Below are 19407 nucleotides of genomic sequence, written 5' to 3'. Positions count from 1 at the left end.
ATCGTCGAACGTCCGCTTCGACCTGGCGGAGCGCTCTCATCGATCGAATTCTCCCTAGCGCCTTTTTTCGGTGGTGCGTCGTAACCCGACGCTCGACCGCTTCGGACGTTTTCGTCGGTTGCGCCCCTCTGAGCTTGATTTATCGGCCCACTTTACGGTTTGATTAACGGTTCTTCGTTGAAACTCGTCCAAACGACTTCTGATGTCCCAACGCATCGTCACGGCCATCTTGCTTCTACCGATCTTGATCGCTTCGATCTGGATCGAAAAGCTTCTGTTCGTCTTCCTCCTTTTCGCCTGTGTGGCGATGGGGTTCGGTTTAGTGGAGTTCTGGCGTTTGGCGCAAAGGTGCGGTTTCGACCCCGATCGCTTGACGGGGAGCGTCTTTGCGGGATTGATCTTTGTGGCTTTTGTTTTCGACCGACCTCAATGGCTGCCGTCACTCGTAGCGGCGTTGGTTTGCGTCGCTCTCGTGCGCGCGTTGCTGCGCGGCGCGCCGTTCGATCGCATGATCGGACAAGTCGGCGCCACATTGCTCGGCGTCCTCTACGTCGCGTTGCTCGGCGGATTTTTGGTCGGCGTTCGGCGAGGGTTTGAGCCGTTGTTGGCCGCCAAGCTACTCTCCTTCTTTCTGCTCGTCATCATGGGCGCGGATACGGCGGCTTACTACGCGGGGCGCGCATTCGGCAAACGTAAGCTGGCGCCCAGTATCAGCCCGGGTAAAACTTGGGAGGGGGCCGCAGCGGGCATGATCGCCAGTCTAGCGGCGGCTCTCATCGCGCACCACTGGTTCTTTCCGGAACTGCGTTTGAGCGTCGGTTTAGCCTTGGCCGCTGTGATGAACGTTGTCGGCGTGGCAGGCGACTTAACCGAAAGCGCACTCAAAAGAGGCGCCGGGGCCAAAGATGCCGCGAGCATCTTGCCCGGACACGGCGGTTTTCTTGACCGACTGGATAGTCTGCTGTTCAACGCGCCGCTGCTCTACTTCTTCGGCAAAGCATATTTCAGCGCTTGACGCAGTGCGTTTCGCTGGAGGACGAGACCGTCAAAGCCCCGCAGAGGCTTTTTCATCAGGGGCATCGAGAGAACCAAGCAGCCTGGGCTTTAATGCCCCGGCCCTCCGGAAGCTTCTTCATCGAACGGGCCAAACAGCGAAGCGGTCTTCGGACGCGACCAGCCACTAGGTCGCGATGCCGATCAAAGGCGCGCTTCAGCGCTTGAACCGGAAGCCGACGATTTCCATCTTGATGTTGGCGCGCACGGCATCTTTGCTGATCCCTTCGAGCAGGATGCGCGCTTGCATGGTCTCGTTGTTGGCGAGTTCCGGTTTCTGGTTAGGGATGACGGCGACGGTTCGTTCTTTGATCGGCTTGCCGTTCGGATCGAGGACCGCGCCGTAAACTTCCAATCCGTCGAGCGTTTGGCCTGTGAAATTACGCACCGTGCCTTGCAACGTCATCACGATGTCGCCCAACGCGCGCGTCGATTCGAAGGCTTCCACCGAATCGAGTTGGATGCGAGCGCGATAGCGCTCAAAATCGGGCGCACCGGCACGAATCGCATTGGGAAGCTGGGTTGGCGGTTGCGGTGGACCGGACCTGCTGTAGAAGGCGTAGATCAGTCCGGCGACGATCGCTGCGCTGAGGATGCCGACGATGATGAAGATGGTGCGCCGTGAACTGTCCGCGTCTGCCATAATCGCTCCGAAAAGGGAAGAAATCTCTAACTCGAGAATGATGATAAACCGAGCGATTTATCTATCATCAGCGTTCGCTTCGGCGCAAGTCGTAAGCGAACGCTGGGCCGTCGACGAGCGAGCCTGTGCCGGTGCGTTGCCGCACGACGCGCGGCAAGAGGACGCGGAACCGGCTCCCTTGCCCGACGCGGCTTTCGACTTGAATTTCGCCGCCGAGCAGTTGAACGACTTTGCGCGTGATGGCTAGTCCCAACCCGACGCCGCCGTGTGCGCGCGTCAAGCGGTCATCAGCTTGGCGGAACTCCTCGAAGATGACGGGCATGACCTCTTCTGGAATGCCGATCCCCGTGTCAGCCACTTCCACGAGCCAAGATCCTTCGTCGCGGGTTTCGGCTTTGAGCGTGATGACGCCGCTCGAGGTGAACTTGATGGCGTTGCTCAGTAGGTTGAAGATGACCTGCGTTAATTTGTCGCGGTCGGTCGTCACCGTTCCCAGATCATGAGCGATCTCGACGATGAATTCGAGCCCTTTGTTTCGAGCTTCCTCGGCGAAACCTTCGGCTAGCGAAGCGACGAGATCAGCCGCTTCCACCTCTTCAAGCCGCAGGCTGGCGCGGCCCGCTTCGAGTTGCGAATAGTCGATGAGCGTGTTGACCAGCGTCAACAGCGCGCGCGCGTTGCGGTCCATGCGCTCGACGGTTTCGCGCTGCGGCGGCGTGAGCGGCGTTTGCGCGTCGCGTTGCAACAGGCGACACAGCCCGATGATCACGTTGAGCGGCGTGCGCAGTTCGTGACTGACGTTGGCGACAAAAGCCGACTTGAGCCGGTCGTGTTCGCGCAACCTTTCGTAGGCTTCAGTCAGTTGTTCATGCCGACGCACTTCGTCCGTAACGTCGCGAAAGACGGCGACAGCTCCTTCACGTCTTCCGCGTTCGCCGATAAGCGGCGTCGCGCTCACGTTCAGCACCCGTTCTTCGTGGCCGAAGGTGAGGAAGATCAAACGTTCGTCGCTGACGCGCTCGCCATTTTCCAGCGCGCGTCCGAGCGGCGTAGCGATGGGCGCGAGCCGTTGGCCATCCAAAGTGAAAAGATGGAGCGTATTGAGCAAACGCCAAACGTTGTGGCCGTGTTCCCTTTGATTGAGGCCAAGCGTGCGCGCTGCCTTGGGGTTGACGCGATAAGCGCCTTGGCCATCGACGATAATGACGCCTTCGTCCATTTGGTTGATGACGCTCTCTAGTTCGGCGGCGCGCGCCCGTTCGGCGGCGAAAGCCGATTGCGCCAACCGTTCGGCTCGGACGCGATCGGAGACGGCGGAAAGGATCAGGAGCAGATCGGCACGCCCGGTCCCATGCGCGCGCATCGGCCACAAGATGATGTCCCAAAATGCCTGCTTTTCGCCCGATTGGTCGAGGTCGAGTTGCAAGCTGTAGTTAACGAACGGGCGCCGCACGCGCCGCACGTCTTCCACCGCATGTTGAAGCCCGAAGAAAGCTTGGGCTACCTCGAAGAGTTTGTGCCCGGCGAGATCGTCGGCGCTTTTGCCGACGAAACGCGCGAAAGTCGGATTCGCCGTCCGAATCGTCAACTCATCGTCGAGCACGGCGACGCCGAGCGGCAGACTGTTGAGCACTTCGGCGATGAAAGCGCGTTGATTTTGCAGCTCTTCGAAGCGCTCCTGTAAACTGGCGGCCATGGCGTTGAAGCTTCGCGCCAACGTCCCCAATTCATCTTTGGTCTCGATCTCGATGCGTTCATGCAGGTGCCCTTCGCCGAAGGTAGAAGCGGCTTGCGCCAGACGGCTGAGCGGCGTGGTGAAACGGCCAACGGCCCAGATCGCCAGCAGCGTCGTGGCGATGAGCGCTGCCGCCCAAGTCGCCATCAGCCACAATACCGTCCACACGGAGCGCGTGTATTCGGGTACGCCAACAACTACGCTCCAGCCATAAGGTTCGATGCGGCGGACGCTGGTCACCCTTTGAACGCCATCGCTCCACGTCTGTTTGCTCGCTCCCTGTGCTGTGGAGCGAGGCACGGGCAGGCGCACTTCGCCGAACAGCGGTTGCCCGCGCGGATCGAGCACGATCACGGTGGCTTCCGCTTCGGCTGGCAGTTGTTGCTGCAAAGTCGCGTATAGACTGGCGATCTCCGCCAGTGAAAATGACTCTTCGGCGAGTTTATCGCGGTGATCGTCGAGCCAGATTTCGAGCGTACTGGCGGCAGCGGCGGTCGTCAGTCGAACGATAATGCGCCCCTGTTCGGCGAGATTTTGCCGATGTTTGTTAAGCTGAAGCAAGCTGACGATTAGAAGCGGAAGCGACAGCATCACGAGCATGATGAGCAGTCTTGCCTGTACGCTCTGCATCACGCCTTGCCTGATGCCGCCTGGCTGCTCCTGTTTTTCGCCCGGCGCGTCGCTCATCAGCTTCTCCCCATTCGCCGCTACGATAAGGGTGCATTGCGGTAAAGACCGCAAGTATTCGAAAGGCAAGTTTCATGCCGACTCGATGACGACGTCACCGCGAGTTCATTCGAGGGCGGAGCCGACGAAGGTCTTCGATCGCGTGATCAGGCTTCGGGAAGGTCGCCGTCCGGGGCGAGCAAGCGTTTCAAAAGCAGCTCCAAACGATCGAAATCAACCGGTTTAGCGACGTACTGGTGGCATCCAGCGGCATGGGCTTCGGCCTGAAAGTCGCGCGTATCGTGTGCTGAGACGGCGACGATGGGAATATGGCGCAGGGCCGGATTTTGCCGAATGCGGCGCGTCGCTTCCAAGCCATCGATCACGGGCAAGCTCAGATCCATCAGGATCAGGTCCGGGCGTTCGCGCTCAGCCTTCTCGATGGCCTCCCTGCCGTTGGTCGCCTCGATCACGCGGTAACCGCACATCTCTAGCAAACGCCTCATCATGAAGCGGTTGTCCTCGAAATCTTCGACCACGAGAATGAGATGTTGCCGCTCGGCGTTGTTCATCGGTCGGAAGTCGCCTTTACCGCAGAGCTGAAGGCCGTTTTTTACGTCAAAACGCGCTCGATGTGCAAACACGCGCAGCCGGAAAAATCTGACCGCCCTGCCGATTGTTTGGATGCACGGGCGGGCGTTTCGCTCCTGAAAATCTTTCTGCTAAGATAGCGCATCGAACTGCGACAGTCTGTAGCGGCGCGACTGCGCTTTATTGATACACTCTTGGCGCATGATTGCGCGACAGCGAACCTTTGGGCGAAGGGGGAAGGGGGGTTGAGCGGGGAGGAATGGTCAGCCGATGACCGAGAAGCCCTGTTGGAACTTGGACGCGCTTTTGTGGAGATCGTCCACGACATCAAGAACCAATTGGGCGGTCTCAAACTCTACGTTACCTTTTTGCGCCGCAAAGCGGTTGCGGAAGGCCGTGCGGCGGACGAGCTTGAGGCGCTGGACAAGCTCGATTCTGGACTCGATCGAGCCGCTGGAGAATTGAGCGTTTTGGTTCGCTGTGCGCGTCCCGTTGCGCTGCGAGGCGCTGACGAGAGCGATCTGGCTCGCATCGTGTTCGGTTTCGGACAACGGTCCGGGCGCGAAGTGGTCTGCGAGGCGGGCGATTACCGCGGGCGGTTTGACGCGCTCGCGCTCGTCGAGGCTTTGATGTTGCTTTGCAGCAGTGGGACTAGCTGCCCCGTCAGGTTGCAGCGTTGCGGGCCGCACGCCGTCATCGAATGGCGCCGCGTCGATCCAGCGGAAGAAACGACGACCCGCATCCGCTTGCGCCGCGCGCTCGGCGAGCGCATCGTTCAAGCTCATGGCGGCGCTGTGGAAAGCGATGGGGACGTGATTCGAGTGCGTTTGCCGCTTCTGTCAGAGGCGTGAGCAGCTTTCCCGATTCCCTCTGCGTTTGCTAAGGGTGACTGCAATCGACAGCGTTGGATTTCAACCGTCAAGGAGCGAGGACAAGGTGGACCGAAAAGAAGTGCGCATTCTCGTCGTCGATGACGAATCATTGATGAGCGATGCGCTCAAGCAGAACCTAAGCGCCGAGGGATACCGCGTTGACGCGGCGGCCAACGGCGCGGAAGCCATCGAGCTTTTCGATCAAGGTGGGCATCATTTGGTGATCTGCGACCTCATGTTGCCGGACATGGACGGGATGAGCATCCTCAAACACGTCAAGGACACCCGTCCGTCAACGGAAGTGATCATGATCACCGGTTACGGCTCGGTGGCGCGCGCCGTGGAGGCGACCAAAGCCGGGGCCTTCTATTTCGTCGAAAAGCCCTTCGAGTTCGAGCAGTTGCACATTCTGATCGAGAAGGCGCTGGAGCGACGTGAGCTCGTGACCGAAACGGAGAACATGCGTCGGCAGCTTTCGACGCGCACGGAGTATTTCAACATCATCGGCGCGTCCAAAGCGATGCAGAACATCTACGAGACGATCGAGTCGGTGGCCAAATCCGATGCCAACATCTTGATCGTCGGCGAATCGGGCACGGGCAAGGAGCTGATCGCCAATGCCATTCACTACAACTCGCACCGCGCCAAAAAGCCGTTCATCAAGGTCAATTGCGCCGCGCTGCCGAAAGAGTTGATTGAATCAGAGCTTTTCGGACATACCAAGGGGGCGTTCACCGGCGCTTACGCCGACAAGGACGGTTTGGTGCAGCACGCGGCAGGCGGCTCGCTGCTGCTCGATGAGATCACCGAAATGCCCATTGAACTGCAACCGAAGCTCTTGCGCGTGCTGCAAGATCGCAGCTATCGCAAGCTCGGTTCGGAGAAGACCTATGCCGCCGACTTCCGCCTCATCACTTCGACCAACCGCATGCCGGCTGATGCCATTCGCGAAGGGCGTCTGCGCGACGACCTCTTCTACCGCATCTCGACGATCACGATTCATGTCCCGCCGTTGCGCGAGCGCGCCGAAGACATTCAACTTCTGGCCGAACATTTCCTGAAGACCTACGCGCGCAAGTACCAACGACCGATCACCGGCATCTCGCAAGCGGCTTACGCGCGCCTGTTTGCCCATACGTGGCCCGGCAACGTGCGCGAACTACAGAACGTCATTGAGCGCGCCGTGTTGTTGGCCAAAGGAAACAAGATCGAGCCGCACGATTTGCCGTTCGACAACGGTTCGTTGCTCGAAAAGAGCGCGCCGCAGAACGCTTGGGACGTGCCGCCGAATATGACGCTCGAAGAGATCGAAAAGCTGGTCATCGAGCGAACGCTGCAGCGCACCGGCGGCAACAAACAAGCGGCGGCCAACATCCTCGGCATCTACCGGCCGCGTCTTTACAGCAAGATCAGAAAATACAAGATCGACGTCAACGCTCTCGTCTCCTCTTCGGAGTGAAGTGCCGAACCGCTTGGTCTTTTGTCCGCGGCGACGTGCTGCCGCATCACGGACGACGCCACTGAAGAATGAGCGCCCGCCGAATCTCTCATCCGAAACGGCGAGCTGGCGTCGCGCACTTGAATGCAATCGGCGCGTCGCCCTGCGTGGAGTTCGTACCCCAAAAGTCGGTGCCTGGCTTTTCATCGGGAATCAACTCGCACTCCGACGCCCCGCAACGGCCCTTCCAGTTCTACTGTGCGAGTTCGGCGTGGCTGAACTGCGCCGCTTCGGCCCCCTTAAAAACCTTTCCGCGCTCGCCACGCGCGTGCGACTTCCGCTGGCGACCGGCGTTCGCCATCCACTTCGTAGTTCATTTGGCGCATCTCTGCGGTGGAGATTGAACCGGCTAGCCTTTCCAAGACTTCGCGCGCTTCGGGGATGCGCGTCGCCGTTTCGCGACGAACGAGCATCACTGCTTCGTAAGGCGGGAAATAGCGACGGTCGTCCTCGAGTTGAACGAGATCGAGCGCGGCAATCAACCCATCGGTGGAGTTGCCAGCGATCACATCAACCTCGCCAGCGGCCAGAGCGCGGTAGGTGAGCGCCAAGTCCATTTCGCGCGGCGGCGCGGCGAAGCGCAGGTTGTAAGCGCGCACGAAACCGGCGTAACCGTCGGAACGAGAGATGAAGTCCTGACCGAATCCGGCGCGCCAGCTCGGCGCATAAGGCGCGATGTCTGAGATGGTGCGCAAGCGGAGTCGACGCGCGTCTGCGCCGCGAACGAGGATGGCGAAGTCGTTGCGAAAGCCTAAAGGTGGTCCGACGATGACATCGAATTTCTCCAAATACTCGCGTTGCACATGCTCGTACACGGCGCGCACGTCTGTGAGCGGTGGATGACCGAGTATGGCCGTGTAAGCGGTTCCCGTATATTCTGGGTAAAGATCTATCTGGCCAGCGATGAGTGCGTTGTGGCATAGGTTGCCGCCTAGCTCGAAACGTCGCTCGACTTCAACGCCGCGCGCTTCGAGCATCTGCGCGATGATTTCGCCGAGAATGACTTGTTCGGTGAAATCTTTGGAGCCGACGACCAAACGTGGCTTCGTCAGACCGGCAGTAGGCGCAGTGGCAAAACGCCATGCGGAGAAGATAGCGAGTAGCAGAACGAGCGCCGCGCTGCCAGCTAGCCCTACTGCTCGAAGATCGAAAGTGCGCGATGGACGGCGAGCGCGAAGGCGCGATTCCAGTCTGCCGAGCGCCCAATCAACGGCAAGGGCCATCATCGCCGCCGGAACGGCGCCAGCCAGAATCAGCCGGTCGTCGTTGGCGCGAAGGCCACGAAAGATCAGCGTCCCTAGACCGCCAGCGCCAATGGCGGCAGCAATGGTTGCCACGCCGACCCCGATCACGGCGGCAACGCGCACGCCAGCCATGATGACGCCCATAGCGAGCGGCAGCTCCACTTGCCAAAGCAACTGGCGCGGCGTCATGCCCATGGCGATGGCCGCTTCGCGCACGTGGCGATCAACGCCTTCGATTCCCGTAATGGTGTTGCGAATGATTGGTAGCAGCGCGTATAGGATCAGCGCCACCGTCGCCGTGCGCGCGCCAATACCGCCGATCAGAGGAAGCGGGATGAGCAGCCCGAAGAGCGCGAGGCTCGGCACGGTTTGCAACACGCCAGCGATGCCGAGCGCTAGGTCTTTCCAGCGCGGATGGCGTACGAGGAGAATGCCGAGCGGAATGCCGATGAGCGCTGCAATCGCCGTCGAGATGACGACGAGCACGAGGTGTTCGCTCGTTAAACGGAGCAGCAGTGGCCAGTTTTGCGCGAAGAACTGAAGTCTTTCCATCGTCTTCGGTGCGATCTTCGCCTCGCGTTAGATGGGGCGCCGATGTCGAACCGCTCGATCATTCGGCGCAACTCGGTGCCATTCGATCCTCGTCGAAACCCTCCACGCGCAGCGTCGCGAGATAGGCGCGAGCGTACTCATCTGTGGTCCGCAAGAATTCACGCGGCGTGGCGAGAAGCTGCATGCGTCCGTCGCGCATCAAGGCGATGCGCGAGGCGAGCAACAGCGCTTCGCGCAGATCGTGCGTGACGAAGACCACGGTCTTGTGCAAGCGACGGCAGAGGGCGGCGAATTCGCGCTGTAGTTCGGCGCGCGTCAACGGATCGAGCGCGCCAAAGGGTTCATCGAGCAACAAAAGGGGCGGATCAGCGGCGAGCGCACGCGCCACGCCGACGCGCTGTCGCTGCCCGCCCGAAAGCTCATGCGGAAAACGCGCGGCGAAGCGTTCGCTGTCGAGTCCGACCAGTTGCAGCATCTCGCGGACGCGATGGCGGATGCGTTCTTCCGGCCACGCGTCCAGCCGCGGCACGAGCGCGATGTTCTCTTCGACCGTGAAATGCGGAAAGAGGCCGGCCTCTTGGATCACGTACCCGATGCTTCGGCGCAAGCGAACCGGATCCCACGCCGTTGTCGCGCGCCCTTCGACCAGCACTGTGCCTCGCGTCGGCAGGAGCAGGCGGTTGATTAGCTTCAAGGTCGTCGTCTTGCCGCACCCCGACTCGCCGACGATGACCAGCGTTTCGCCGCGTGCGATGGCGAAATCGAGATCAGCGACGATGGGGCGCGGGGCGTGCTCGACGGAGAAGGTGACCCCGCGAAACTCAACCGCCGGACCGGAGCGCATCAGGCTACCCGCAGATGAGCGATGACGTGCGCCATCTTCTTGTGCCATGAGCCTTCCCAATTCCGCAAGAGCATATCCGCCGGGCTTGCGCGTTCGGCCAGCGCTTCTTTGAGCGGATCGAGATACCGCTCCTCATCTGATGCCACGCGCCGCAACCCTTCCGCCGCCAGCGCGACGAGATCGCGCGCCAGCTCAAAGACGTGCAGATCGCTCGTGGTGGCGAGCAATCCTTCGCGCGCGACGAGGCGTTCAAGCGTCAGCATCTCTCCTCGCCGTAGACGCGGCAACCGCCGACGCGCTTCATTCAAAATGGTCCGGTCGTAAAGCAACCCGCGCCACAACGCCGCCAGCGCGAGCGCCATCTCGACGCGGTTGCCATCCATGGCGCGCAGCTCCAGATGCGAACGCAAGCGCGCGTTGGTGAAGATGGTCGATAGGTGATCGGTCCAGTCTTGAAATCGCGGTTCGATATCGCGCGGCGGATTGAAGAGGAATTCGGCGAAGCTGCGTCCTTGCGGATTGCGCAGGTAATGCCCATCGCGGCGGACGAAGATCATCGGCACCCGTTGCGCGTAAGCGACAAGCGTTTCGGGCGTGATCGTATCGGCAAACGCTGCCGGCGCCGGGCCGCAGCGGTCAGGATCGGTCTCGGTCCACACGAGGGCGCGCACCGAACGGTAACCGGAAGGCGCACCGCCTTCAAACGGCGCGTTGGCGGCAAGCGCCGCGATGAAGGGCGCCGCCATGTTGGCGAGCGCGAATTGCTGCCCCAGCTCTTCGGTGGAAGTGTAGTCGAGGTTGATTTGCACGGCGCAGGTACGTGCCATCATGTCAAGCGCGCGACGCCCGTGGCGCGCAAGATATGGGCGTAGCACTTGGTAGCGCCTTTTCGGATACCAGCGCTGCTCGTCGAGAGAGCGAATGGGGTCGAAACCGGCGGCGATGAAGAGAAGGGCGCGGCGTTGAGCGATCTCGCGCAAGCGCGAAAGGAAATCTCGCACGTCGCGTTCGAGTTCAGCGAGCGTAAAGCGTGGCGCGCTCGAAAATTCGATTTGGCCTCCTGGCTCGACCGTGGCGCGCCCCCCACCTTCGAGCTGCGCTTCGACGATGCTCTCACTTTCGCGCACCAGATCCTCTTCGGAACGAGCTAGCTCGGCGAGCACGTCACGAACTTGCGAAGCGGAAAGGCGATCCAACGTGCGCGCGGCGTAGCCGAAAAGCTCCAGTTCGATGCCGCAGCGGCGTGCCCCGATGGGCTTAGCGTTGAAGCGCACGTGCTCTGCCAGAAGCGGCGCATCGCAGGCACCGAGCGATCGGCGCGGATCGAAGAGAACTTGGCGCGGCGAAGAGTTGAAACCAGCTTCTTCCGGTGGCGCATCCTTGTCTTTCATGATTCCCGCTCAACCCGTTCAAATTGCCAAGAGCAAATTGCTGCTGAAAAGACGCTGGCGATCGAACCACGTTGACTTGCGTTCGAATCCGTTCTGTCTTGCCAGTTCTGAGATTTCGTCGAGGTCGTACTTGTAAGAGTTCTCCGTGTGGATACGCTCGCCGCGCTCGAATGGGACCTCGATGGCGAGCGCCGCGATGCGCACGCGCTGCGTTCGCGCGCTCTCGAGATAAAGCTCCACGCGCCCGAGGGCTTCATTGTAGATGGCGACGTGGCGAAAAGCTCGCGGATCGAAGTCGGCATCGAGTTCGCGATTGATGCGCGCAAGCAGATTGAGATTGAAAGCCGCCGTCACGCCGAGCGCATCATCGTAGGCGGCTTCGAGAAGCTCGCGGCCTTTTTTCAAGTCAATGCCGACGAGCAGCGCATCGTCGCGCCGGAGCGCGCGGCGAACTGCGCGCAAGAATCGTCCGGCTTCATCGCGGTCGAAGTTGCCGATGTTGGAGCCGAGAAAAAGCGTCAGCATCGAACCGTTGCGCGCGGTGCGCAAGCGCGCGAGCGCCGTTTCGTAATCGCTCGCATAGGCCTCGATGCGCAGCGTCGGATATTTGCCGAGCAGTTGGCGCGCGCTCCTTTCAAGCGCCGCTGTTGAGATGTCCACCGGCACGTAACGAAGATCGGGTCGCCCTCGTTCAAGGAGGACCTCGATCAGCCATCGGGTCTTGGTGGCACTGCCGCTGCCGAATTCGAGCACGGTCTCGGGCGTGACCTTTAGGCTGTCGATTATCGCCTCCGCGTGAGTGGCGAGGATTTCGTCTTCGGCGCGCGTCAGGTAGTATTCAGGCAGCAAGCAGATCGCTTCGAAGAGTTGCGACCCGAGCGCGTCGTAGAAGTATTTCGGTGGGAGGCTCTTCGGGCGAGACGACAACCCGCGTTGCACGTCGGCAGAGAAGGTTTGCGCCGAGTCGCTCGCCTCGCTCCGGTGAATGCGTAGTCGCGCACTTGAAGTCATTGCGATCCCCTTGAATATACGAATCGAAGCGAGCGGAAGATGCCCACTCGTCTCGACTGTGCGGAAGACCGTAGCCGCGCCCGTCCTCGCTTTCGACCTCGCTATGATACTCTAGAACGCGGGGCGAGAGCGGGTCAAAAGATGCGCAAAAGTCAAAACTTTTTCTTGCAATGGGGAGGACACCGAAGATGAACGACGAGATGATCGGTCGGCCACGCGCGTTGCCTGCGGACAAAGGTCTCATCGCTGAACAACTGGAGCGGACGCGCGAACGCACGCTCGGCCTATTCGATCTTGCGCAGGAGAAGCATCTGCACCAGAGTCCGGGGTTCGGGTATCGACCGATCATTTGGCATCTGGCGCACATCGGGGCGTTCGAGGAGCACTGGATATTGCAACGAGCCAAAGGCGACGCGCCGCTTGATCGAGGCTACATGCGACTCTTCGATCCGATCAAAACGCCGCGCGAAGAATCACGCGATCTTCCCTCGCGACGCGAAATGGAAGATTACTTGGGACGCGTGCGCGAGCGAACTTTGAGCTTTCTCGAGCGAGCTTCTTTCACTACGGAAACCCCTTTGCTCCGCGACGCTTACGTCTTTCATCTCGTCTTGGAGCATGAGCGACAACACCAGGAAACGTTGCTCTATCTTTTTCAGCTCCTTCCGCTGGAGAAGAAGAACGCTTTGCCGCCGGTGGACGAAAGACGCGACGCGGAAGACAGCGCCGTGCTCACTGCGGAGTCTGTGTCGAGCGACGCGCGCGAGCACTGGATTCGCGTGCCCGAAGGCGAATGCGTCATCGGCGCGGTTTGGTCCGTTTTCGCCTACGACAACGAGTTCCCGTCTCACACGGTCCATTTGCCGGCCTTCGAAATCGCGCGCACGCCAGTAACCAACGCCGAATACCTCTGTTTCGTTGAAGAGGGCGGTTACCAAAGACGAGAGTTTTGGAGCGCTCAGGGGTGGGCGTGGCGCGAGCGCGAAGGCTGGACCGCACCGCTCTATTGGCAGCGGGATGAAGACGGGTGGACGCTGCGGACGATCTTCCAGCAAAGACCTTTGCCTCTGGCCCACCCCGTATGGGGCATCAGTTGGTACGAAGCCGAAGCTTACGCGCGTTTCATCGGCAAAAGGCTTCCCACCGAAGCCGAATGGGAGCGCGCTGCATCGTGGGATGGAGCAAGAAAACGTCTCTATGCATGGGGCGATGAACCGCCGTCAGCGAAGCGATGCAATTTCGGCGCGGAACGCTGGAACACGACGCCCGTAAACGCTTTCATTCACGGGCGCAGCGCTTGCGGTTGTTTGGATATGACGGGCAACGTTTGGGAGTGGACGGCGAGCGTCTTCGGCCCTTACGACGGCTTTCGCCCTTTCCCGTATCCGGAATATTCCGCCGAATGGTTCGACGGCGATCATCGCGTGTTGAAAGGCGGTTCGTGGGCGACCAGCGCTTCGGTGCTGCGCACCTCTTTCAGGAACTTCTTCCGGCGCCATTTCCGCATCGCCTTCGCAGGCGTGCGTTGTGCTGCGGAGGCGAATTAAAGCGACCGAGGGGCGGTTAGGCGCGGTCTAAATCGGGACGGGCCATGAAGAGCGAACTCGACGAGAGGGCATGGGCCGTGGTCAGCGAACGAGGCTGCGAGGCGAGCGCGCTGACGTATGAGCAAGCCGTGGAGCTTGTCGCTCGTCTGGTCACGGAAGGGGTTTACGGCTTGTGCATCGTCACCAAAGAAGCGGCGGCCCGCATCGGAAGCGCATCGGACCACAGGGGGGAGGATTGACCGGCATCTTCACCGCTCATCAAGCCGACGCCCATCTGAAGTCTGCGACGAGCGGCAGGTGGTCCGAAGCGATCAACGCCGTATGACTGCGGTGAAGCTCCAGCTTTTCGAGTTGCAGACGAGAATCGTAATAGATGTGGTCTAGATGAACGACCGGCAAGATGCCTGGATAGGTGCGCGGGCGACGCAAGTGTGAACGTATGTCAGCGCTCTGCAGGTGAACGGCGAGGAGTTTCGAGGTCAAACCGCGCGTCCACTCGTTGAAATCGCCGAGCACGATGCGCGCGCCGTTCAACTCCGCATTGCTCAAAATCTCCGCGCTCACCAGACGACGCGCCTGATGGCGACGCTCGACGTAGGATGTGCCGAGATGAACGTTGAAGACGTGGAGCAAGAAGCCGCCATCGAGAACGATGTCAGCACGAAGACAGCCCCGCCGCTCACACCACCGCCACGAAAGATCGTAATTCTGCGCCCGGTGCAGCGGGAAGCGGGATAAAATAGCGTTGCCGTAACCCGATCCGTTGAGGCGGCGATTTTCGCCGAAGCACAGATCGTACCCGAGCGCTTGGGCGATCTCTCGCGCCTGATCGAACGTCTGCGACTTGCCATCGGCGCCGAAGACCTCCTGCAGCGCGACGATGTCAGCATCGATCTCGCGCAGCACTTCGACGATCCGCGCCGGACGCACACGCCGGTCCAGCCCGCGGCATTTATGTACGTTGTAGGTCGCCACGCGAAAGGTCGGCGGCGCAAACGCGACGCATGCGCCAGTCGATGGCTGATCGTTGTATCCAGTCATCCTCGCTAGTTACAGAACCAATAGTTGCCTTTGGTCGCTGTTTCTAATTTGACCGGAAAGTGGTCCGTAGCGAGCGCGCAGCCTTGGACTTTCGAGCGAACCTGTTGCGACCTCGCGCTGCTGTTCGAAAAATTGGCCGGGGAGCTGGGGAAGAGAATTGGTGGAGCCGAGGGGAGTCGAACCCCTGACCTCGTGAATGCCATTCACGCGCTCTCCCAACTGAGCTACGGCCCCACGCGGACGGTCAATCAACGCGAACTACCTAAAAAGGTTAAGCGATCTCTCAATCGGTCGTCAAGTCCCCAGCAATCCCTGTTGTCAATCCCCCTTGCGAGAAGATGCTGCCAGAAAAGCTATCACCGCCCCGCCTATGAGCAGCAGCAATCCGCTGATGATGTGTGCGGTGTTAGGCGCTGACGGCCTTCCGTCCCGGTGAGCAACACTCCGACGCTCGGTTCGATGAACGCTGCGCGATAGGCGATCACACCGCCGATGGCTCCGCGCATGATGCCGATGGTGACGACTGGAGCGCGCGCTTTTTGCGTCCTCGAAGAAACGTCGCTCGCAGCAAGCCGACAGTTGCGGTCTACTGTCTGGGCCGACGAAGGGGAAAGACTCAAGCGCGCAAAATTATCAGCCGATCGCTCCCAAATTCCGCCCCATTAGAAACCAGAAGACCGCTCTTTGACGTTTGCCATTGCGCGGCTCGCGATGCTGGATCGGTGCCGTCATGCCGCAAAAGGTCGTCCCTCGACCCTTCTCCGCTATGAAGAGAGCGACGCATCGTGTTTCGCAGCGTTGCCGTGCGCCTTCGTCAAAGCGCGCTTCCGGTTCAGCGAAGGAGAGCGCATCGCCGCAGCCAAGGCGAGCGATGGCCCACCTCTGATGACGCAGCAATCCAACAGAGAAGCGTGCCCGCCGCGGTCAAAGCGGCGCGCCATTTCATCTGCCCTTGAAATCCGGTTTCCTTTTTTCCAGAAAGGCGCGCACCCCCTCCTCTTTGTCCTCGGTGGAGAAGCAAAGAGCGAAGAGGTCTATTTCGCGCCGCAGACCTTCATCGAGCAGCGAGCGCGACGCCGTCTTGATCGCTTCCTTGGCCAGGCGAAGGGCGATCGGGCTTTTCTCGGCGATGCGATTGGCTATCTCCATCGTCTTGGCCTCCAATTCGGCGGCTGGCACGACCATGTTGACGAGGCCGATTTGATAGGCTGTGCGCGCGTCGATGATGTCGCCCGTCAAGATGAGTTCCATGGCCTTGCCTTCGCCAACGAGGCGGGTCAGGCGCTGCGTGCCGCCGCCGCCCGGAATAATCCCGAGGTTGATCTCTGGCTGACCGAACGACGCCGTCTCGCTCGCGATGCGCAAGTCACATGCCAGAGCGAGTTCGCAGCCGCCGCCCAGACAGTATCCGTTGATCATGGCGATCACCGGTTTCGGGAAAAGATCAATGGCGGTAAAGAGCGAGCGGCCCAACATGACGTCGCGTTGCGTGATCGCCGTGCGACCCGCAAATTCCGCGATGTCGGCCCCAGCGATGAAGGCCCGGTCTCCCGCACCGGTGATGACCACCACGCGGATTTGATCATCGGTTCGCAGCTCTTCCAGCGCGGCAGCTCCTTCCTCACGCGTTTTGATGTTGAGCGCGTTTCGCTTCTCCGGCCGGTTGATGGTCAAAACAGCGACGCGGTCGCGTCTTTCAACCAGAATGGTTTCGTAAGATTGCGTCATAACGGTTGAGTGCTCTCCTTGAAGTTCGAGTCATCGAGCGCCAGCGACCGGCGCCCGCAAAGACACAGAACGCACGCTGCGTTGTTCGTCTTCGAATTGCGCCGGGCGATCTGACGCGCCTTGCGGGGCTTTGGCGCAAAAACGGGTTCGCGTCAGCAGCCCGCAGCTTTCGATCTCGAGGAAGCGTTGTTTTCTTGCTTCGCCGTGTGCGCGGCCTTGTGTCTTGAAGCGTCGCCAGCGCGCAAATCTTCTTCGCATCGAACCGTTAGGTGCGTGCCTGTGGCCTGTGTTCGAAAGCTCGCGCTCAAGCCTTTGAGCGGTCCGCTCCATCCGAGTTGTTTTCCGCTTTCTCCGCTTCTGCGGCGTGTTCATCGGCGACCCACGAGACGAAGAGGCGTATCCAGTTCTCGTTCGGTTCGAGTATTTGCACGCCGACGCGCGCCGTACCGTAAATGGCTGGCACCGTGCGCGCCACGCGCGCTGTGACCTCGACGGGCGATCCATCGGGACGGTGAGCGCGGATGTACAGGCGATCGCCAACGTTCACCTTCTGATTGAGATGAAAGAGCGCGCCTATGGTCGAGATGTCATCCGTTTCCGTTGGTTCGCTCCACGCCTCTCCTCCCTCCGTTCGACCCGAAACGATGATGGGCAATCGCAGCGCCATGCGCAGCGCGAAGCGTCTCTCTTCGTTGCCTTGTCTGATCATTGATCCCTCGCGTCGCAGTCTCCTCATCCCTTTTCACGCTCTTCCACATCCCAACGGTAGAAGCCTTCCCCGGTCTTTTTGCCGAGCTTGCCCTCGGCCACTAAGCGGCGAAGTATCTCTGGCGGGCGAAAGGTTTCTGATCCGAGTTTGCGATAAAGGTATTCGGCGATGGCGAGTCGCACGTCGAGTCCGATGAGGTCGCTCAGACGAAGCGGCCCCATCGGGTGGTTGTAACCGAGTTCCATCGCGGTGTCTATGTCGCGCGCGCTCGCTACGCCCTCTTCCAACATGCGCATCGCTTCGAGTCCGAGTGCCACGCCGAGTCGGCTCGAGGCGAAACCGGGCACATCGCGCACCGTGATCGGTTCCTTCTTCATGCGCCGTCCGACCGCTTGCACCATCTCCACCACTGCCGGAGCGGTCTGCTGGCCGACGACGATCTCGACCAGTTTCATGATGTGGACCGGATTGAAGAAGTGCATGCCGACGACGCGCGCCGGGCAGCTGGCTGCAACAGCGAGTTCGCTGATCGAAAGGGACGAGGTGTTGGTCGCAAAGATGAAGGGGCGCGTTGCCGATTGCTCGAGCTGGCGAAGAAGCTCTTGTTTTAGTTCCAAGACCTCGGGCACGGCCTCGATGAAGAGGTCGGCCCGGAGCGTCTGTTCCAACTGGCGCGTGCCGCGGATTCGTTGCAACGTTGCATCTCGTTCGTCATCGGTGGACTTGCCGAGTTGGATAGCGCGGTGCAGGTTGCGCTCGATTCGCTCCACGCCGCGCTCCAGAGCCTCGCGGCTTGTGTCATAGAGGATCACGGCGTAGCCAGCCATGGCCGCCACTTGCGCAATGCCATGCCCCATCGTGCCAGCGCCGAGAACGGCGATGGTTTCGATCGCGTTGGGTAGCTGTTCTCCGCTCACTGACATAGACTTCGGGCGACGCGCCGCCATCGCGCTCGCGTTTCGACTTCAACGTGCGCAAAAGTTATACTACACGGCGAAGCGAAAAGGCTAGACTCAAATCGGCGGAAATTGCGCGCGAGCGCATCTCGCCACGAGAGCTGAAAAGGCTTGGAAGAGACAGCCGGAGAAAAGTTGCGGCAAACGACCGAAAGGAGCGAGGCATGATCGAGGAAAGAGGCGCTACGCGCCCGATAAGACGCGATGTAGTCATCATCGGATCGGGACCAGCCGGGTTGACTGCTGCCATCTACGCGGCGCGCGCTGATCTGAAGCCGCTCGTAATCGAAGGACCACAACCGGGCGGACAGTTGATGATCACAACGGATGTGGAAAACTACCCCGGATTCAGTCGCGGCATTCAAGGGCCGGAGTTGATGGAAGAGTTTCGCGCCCAAGCCGAACGATTCGGTGCCGAGTTTCTCAGCGCCTGGATCGAGCGCGTTGATCTGGGCCAGCGGCCATTTGTCATTCACACCACGGAGGGAGTGATCACGGCGCGCGCTTTGATCATCGCTTCCGGAGCTTCAGCCAAGTGGCTCGGCATCCCCGGCGAAGCGCCCGCGCCGGAAGGATTCGGCGGGCGAGGTGTGAGCGCCTGCGCGACGTGTGATGGATTCTTTTACAAAGGCAAGCACGTCGTGGTCGTCGGCGGCGGCGATACGGCGATGGAAGAAGCGATCTTTCTGACACGCTACGCTTCGCGCGTGACGGTGATTCATCGGCGTGCCTCTTTGCGCGCGTCCAAGATCATGCAAGACAAAGCCTTCAAAAACCCAAAGATCGATTTTCTGTGGGATACGATCGTCACCGAGATCGTCGGCAACGATGAACAGGGTGTGACGGGCGTGCGTCTGCGCAACACGAAGACGGGCGAAGAGCGCGTCTTCCCATGCGCCGGCGTCTTCGTCGCCATCGGCCATAAGCCGAACACCGAACTGTTTCGCGGGCAGTTGGAGATGGACGAGATGGGGTACATCATCACCAACGGACGTTCGATGGCGACGAGCGTTCCCGGCGTCTTCGCTTGCGGCGACGTGCAAGACCCGTTCTATCGCCAGGCGATCACGGCTGCAGGCACCGGTTGCATGGCTGCGATCGATGCCGAACGTTACTTGGACGACCTGCCGGTTGAAATGCCCGATGGCGAAGAGGTGACGATTCAAGGCGAGATCATCACGCCCGATCACAAGTTGATCATCACACCAAAGGGCGAGGTGATCTCCAACGAACCGCCGGAACCAGCACCTGTCGAGGCGACGGAAACAACGACGTGACGTCCTCCCCTCAATATGAGGGGCATCCGCAAGCGGATGCACGCGCGCT

At 60.5% G+C, this 19407-nt stretch carries 17 protein-coding genes and 1 tRNA gene; 6 read left to right on the top strand and 12 right to left on the bottom strand.

Annotation, left to right across the window (positions count from 1 at the left end):
* The first annotated feature begins 202 nt into the window (after window positions 1-202).
* The gene (locus tag C4334_RS05110) at window positions 203-1015 is read left to right on the top strand and encodes a phosphatidate cytidylyltransferase (RefSeq protein WP_352431005.1); all 813 of its coding nucleotides are present in this window, start codon (window positions 203-205) and stop codon (window positions 1013-1015) included.
* Between the two features lie 195 nt (window positions 1016-1210).
* Here C4334_RS05110 and C4334_RS05105 read toward each other — a convergent pair whose 3' ends face one another.
* The 3 genes from C4334_RS05105 to C4334_RS05095 form a co-directional block, all read right to left on the bottom strand.
* Complete coding sequence (locus C4334_RS05105) at window positions 1211-1696, bottom strand: hypothetical protein (RefSeq protein WP_352431004.1); 486 nt, start codon at window positions 1694-1696, stop codon at window positions 1211-1213.
* Window positions 1697-1763: 67 nt separating this feature from the next.
* Window positions 1764-4118, bottom strand: coding sequence for an ATP-binding protein (locus C4334_RS05100; protein ID WP_352431003.1), 2355 nt, complete (start codon window positions 4116-4118; stop codon window positions 1764-1766).
* A 146-nt stretch (window positions 4119-4264) separates the two neighbouring features.
* Window positions 4265-4669, bottom strand: coding sequence for a response regulator (locus C4334_RS05095; RefSeq protein WP_352431002.1), 405 nt, complete (start codon window positions 4667-4669; stop codon window positions 4265-4267).
* Window positions 4670-4933: 264 nt separating this feature from the next.
* Here C4334_RS05095 and C4334_RS05090 point away from each other — a divergent pair, with 264 nt between their 5' ends.
* Together C4334_RS05090 and C4334_RS05085 are read left to right on the top strand one after the other, a co-directional pair.
* Window positions 4934-5539 (top strand): hypothetical protein, encoded by a 606-nt coding sequence (locus tag C4334_RS05090; RefSeq protein WP_352431001.1) that lies wholly within the window; start codon window positions 4934-4936, stop codon window positions 5537-5539.
* An 85-nt stretch (window positions 5540-5624) separates the two neighbouring features.
* Window positions 5625-7019, top strand: coding sequence for a sigma-54-dependent transcriptional regulator (locus C4334_RS05085; protein ID WP_352431000.1), 1395 nt, complete (start codon window positions 5625-5627; stop codon window positions 7017-7019).
* Between the two features lie 278 nt (window positions 7020-7297).
* Here the strand turns inward: C4334_RS05085 and C4334_RS05080 are convergent, their stop codons facing one another.
* From C4334_RS05080 to egtD, 4 genes are read right to left on the bottom strand one after another with little or no spacing between them, the layout of a single operon-like run.
* Entirely contained in the window at window positions 7298-8854 is a 1557-nt protein-coding gene (locus C4334_RS05080; protein ID WP_352430999.1) for a glycine betaine ABC transporter substrate-binding protein, read from the bottom strand.
* A 58-nt stretch (window positions 8855-8912) separates the two neighbouring features.
* Window positions 8913-9698 (bottom strand): ATP-binding cassette domain-containing protein, encoded by a 786-nt coding sequence (locus tag C4334_RS05075; protein WP_352431036.1) that lies wholly within the window; start codon window positions 9696-9698, stop codon window positions 8913-8915.
* Window positions 9698-11089, bottom strand: coding sequence for a glutamate-cysteine ligase family protein (locus tag C4334_RS05070; protein ID WP_352430998.1), 1392 nt, complete (start codon window positions 11087-11089; stop codon window positions 9698-9700). The genes C4334_RS05075 and C4334_RS05070 overlap by 1 nt, the downstream gene beginning before the upstream one ends.
* An 18-nt stretch (window positions 11090-11107) precedes the next feature.
* Window positions 11108-12100: an L-histidine N(alpha)-methyltransferase gene (egtD, locus tag C4334_RS05065; RefSeq protein WP_352430997.1), complete on the bottom strand. Its 993-nt coding sequence runs from the start codon at window positions 12098-12100 to the stop codon at window positions 11108-11110.
* A 188-nt stretch (window positions 12101-12288) separates the two neighbouring features.
* On the opposite strand from egtD, the gene egtB reads away from it, so the two are divergent.
* Together egtB and C4334_RS05055 are read left to right on the top strand one after the other, a co-directional pair.
* Window positions 12289-13647 carry an ergothioneine biosynthesis protein EgtB gene (gene egtB, locus C4334_RS05060; RefSeq protein ID WP_352430996.1) on the top strand — a complete coding sequence of 453 codons (1359 nt, stop codon included), beginning with the start codon at window positions 12289-12291 and terminating at the stop codon, window positions 13645-13647.
* A gap of 44 nt (window positions 13648-13691) precedes the next feature.
* Entirely contained in the window at window positions 13692-13886 is a 195-nt protein-coding gene (locus tag C4334_RS05055; protein WP_352430995.1) for a hypothetical protein, read from the top strand.
* 19 nt (window positions 13887-13905) lie between these two features.
* Here the strand turns inward: C4334_RS05055 and C4334_RS05050 are convergent, their stop codons facing one another.
* From C4334_RS05050 to C4334_RS05030, 5 genes are all read right to left on the bottom strand, one after another.
* Entirely contained in the window at window positions 13906-14688 is a 783-nt protein-coding gene (locus tag C4334_RS05050) for an endonuclease/exonuclease/phosphatase family protein (protein WP_352430994.1), read from the bottom strand.
* A gap of 158 nt (window positions 14689-14846) precedes the next feature.
* Window positions 14847-14922: transfer RNA gene (locus C4334_RS05045), tRNA-Ala, on the bottom strand.
* A gap of 708 nt (window positions 14923-15630) precedes the next feature.
* On the bottom strand, window positions 15631-16416 hold the full coding sequence (locus C4334_RS05040) for an enoyl-CoA hydratase/isomerase family protein (RefSeq protein ID WP_352430993.1): 786 nt from the start codon (window positions 16414-16416) through the stop codon (window positions 15631-15633).
* Between the two features lie 304 nt (window positions 16417-16720).
* Window positions 16721-17152 (bottom strand): PilZ domain-containing protein, encoded by a 432-nt coding sequence (locus C4334_RS05035; RefSeq protein WP_352430992.1) that lies wholly within the window; start codon window positions 17150-17152, stop codon window positions 16721-16723.
* Entirely contained in the window at window positions 17149-18048 is a 900-nt protein-coding gene (locus tag C4334_RS05030) for a 3-hydroxyacyl-CoA dehydrogenase family protein (protein WP_352430991.1), read from the bottom strand. The genes C4334_RS05035 and C4334_RS05030 overlap by 4 nt, the downstream gene beginning before the upstream one ends.
* Window positions 18049-18245: 197 nt before the next feature.
* Between C4334_RS05030 and trxB the strand changes: the two genes are divergently transcribed.
* Window positions 18246-19358, top strand: a complete 1113-nt coding sequence (gene trxB, locus C4334_RS05025; protein ID WP_352430990.1) for a thioredoxin-disulfide reductase — start codon at window positions 18246-18248, stop codon at window positions 19356-19358.
* The last annotated feature ends 49 nt before the right edge of the window (window positions 19359-19407 follow it).

The organism is Pyrinomonas sp., from assembly GCF_040289685.1.
Lineage (GTDB): Bacteria > Acidobacteriota > Blastocatellia > Pyrinomonadales > Pyrinomonadaceae > Pyrinomonas.
This window is presented reverse-complemented; position numbering and strand designations above follow the sequence as displayed.

What these genes read in the sequence shown, in the direction of transcription:
- C4334_RS05110 (WP_352431005.1), top strand. Translation starts at nt 203, where the DNA reads ATGTCCCAACGCATCGTCACGGCCATCTTGCTTCTACCGATCTTGATC.
- C4334_RS05105 (WP_352431004.1), bottom strand. Translation starts at nt 1,696, where the DNA reads ATGGCAGACGCGGACAGTTCACGGCGCACCATCTTCATCATCGTCGGC.
- C4334_RS05100 (WP_352431003.1), bottom strand. Translation starts at nt 4,118, where the DNA reads ATGAGCGACGCGCCGGGCGAAAAACAGGAGCAGCCAGGCGGCATCAGG.
- C4334_RS05095 (WP_352431002.1), bottom strand. Translation starts at nt 4,669, where the DNA reads ATGAACAACGCCGAGCGGCAACATCTCATTCTCGTGGTCGAAGATTTC.
- C4334_RS05080 (WP_352430999.1), bottom strand. Translation starts at nt 8,854, where the DNA reads ATGGAAAGACTTCAGTTCTTCGCGCAAAACTGGCCACTGCTGCTCCGT.
- C4334_RS05075 (WP_352431036.1), bottom strand. Translation starts at nt 9,698, where the DNA reads ATGCGCTCCGGTCCGGCGGTTGAGTTTCGCGGGGTCACCTTCTCCGTC.
- C4334_RS05070 (WP_352430998.1), bottom strand. Translation starts at nt 11,089, where the DNA reads ATGAAAGACAAGGATGCGCCACCGGAAGAAGCTGGTTTCAACTCTTCG.
- egtD (WP_352430997.1), bottom strand. Translation starts at nt 12,100, where the DNA reads ATGACTTCAAGTGCGCGACTACGCATTCACCGGAGCGAGGCGAGCGAC.
- egtB (WP_352430996.1), top strand. Translation starts at nt 12,289, where the DNA reads ATGAACGACGAGATGATCGGTCGGCCACGCGCGTTGCCTGCGGACAAA.
- C4334_RS05055 (WP_352430995.1), top strand. Translation starts at nt 13,692, where the DNA reads ATGAAGAGCGAACTCGACGAGAGGGCATGGGCCGTGGTCAGCGAACGA.
- C4334_RS05050 (WP_352430994.1), bottom strand. Translation starts at nt 14,688, where the DNA reads ATGACTGGATACAACGATCAGCCATCGACTGGCGCATGCGTCGCGTTT.
- C4334_RS05040 (WP_352430993.1), bottom strand. Translation starts at nt 16,416, where the DNA reads ATGACGCAATCTTACGAAACCATTCTGGTTGAAAGACGCGACCGCGTC.
- C4334_RS05035 (WP_352430992.1), bottom strand. Translation starts at nt 17,152, where the DNA reads ATGAGGAGACTGCGACGCGAGGGATCAATGATCAGACAAGGCAACGAA.
- C4334_RS05030 (WP_352430991.1), bottom strand. Translation starts at nt 18,048, where the DNA reads ATGTCAGTGAGCGGAGAACAGCTACCCAACGCGATCGAAACCATCGCC.
- trxB (WP_352430990.1), top strand. Translation starts at nt 18,246, where the DNA reads ATGATCGAGGAAAGAGGCGCTACGCGCCCGATAAGACGCGATGTAGTC.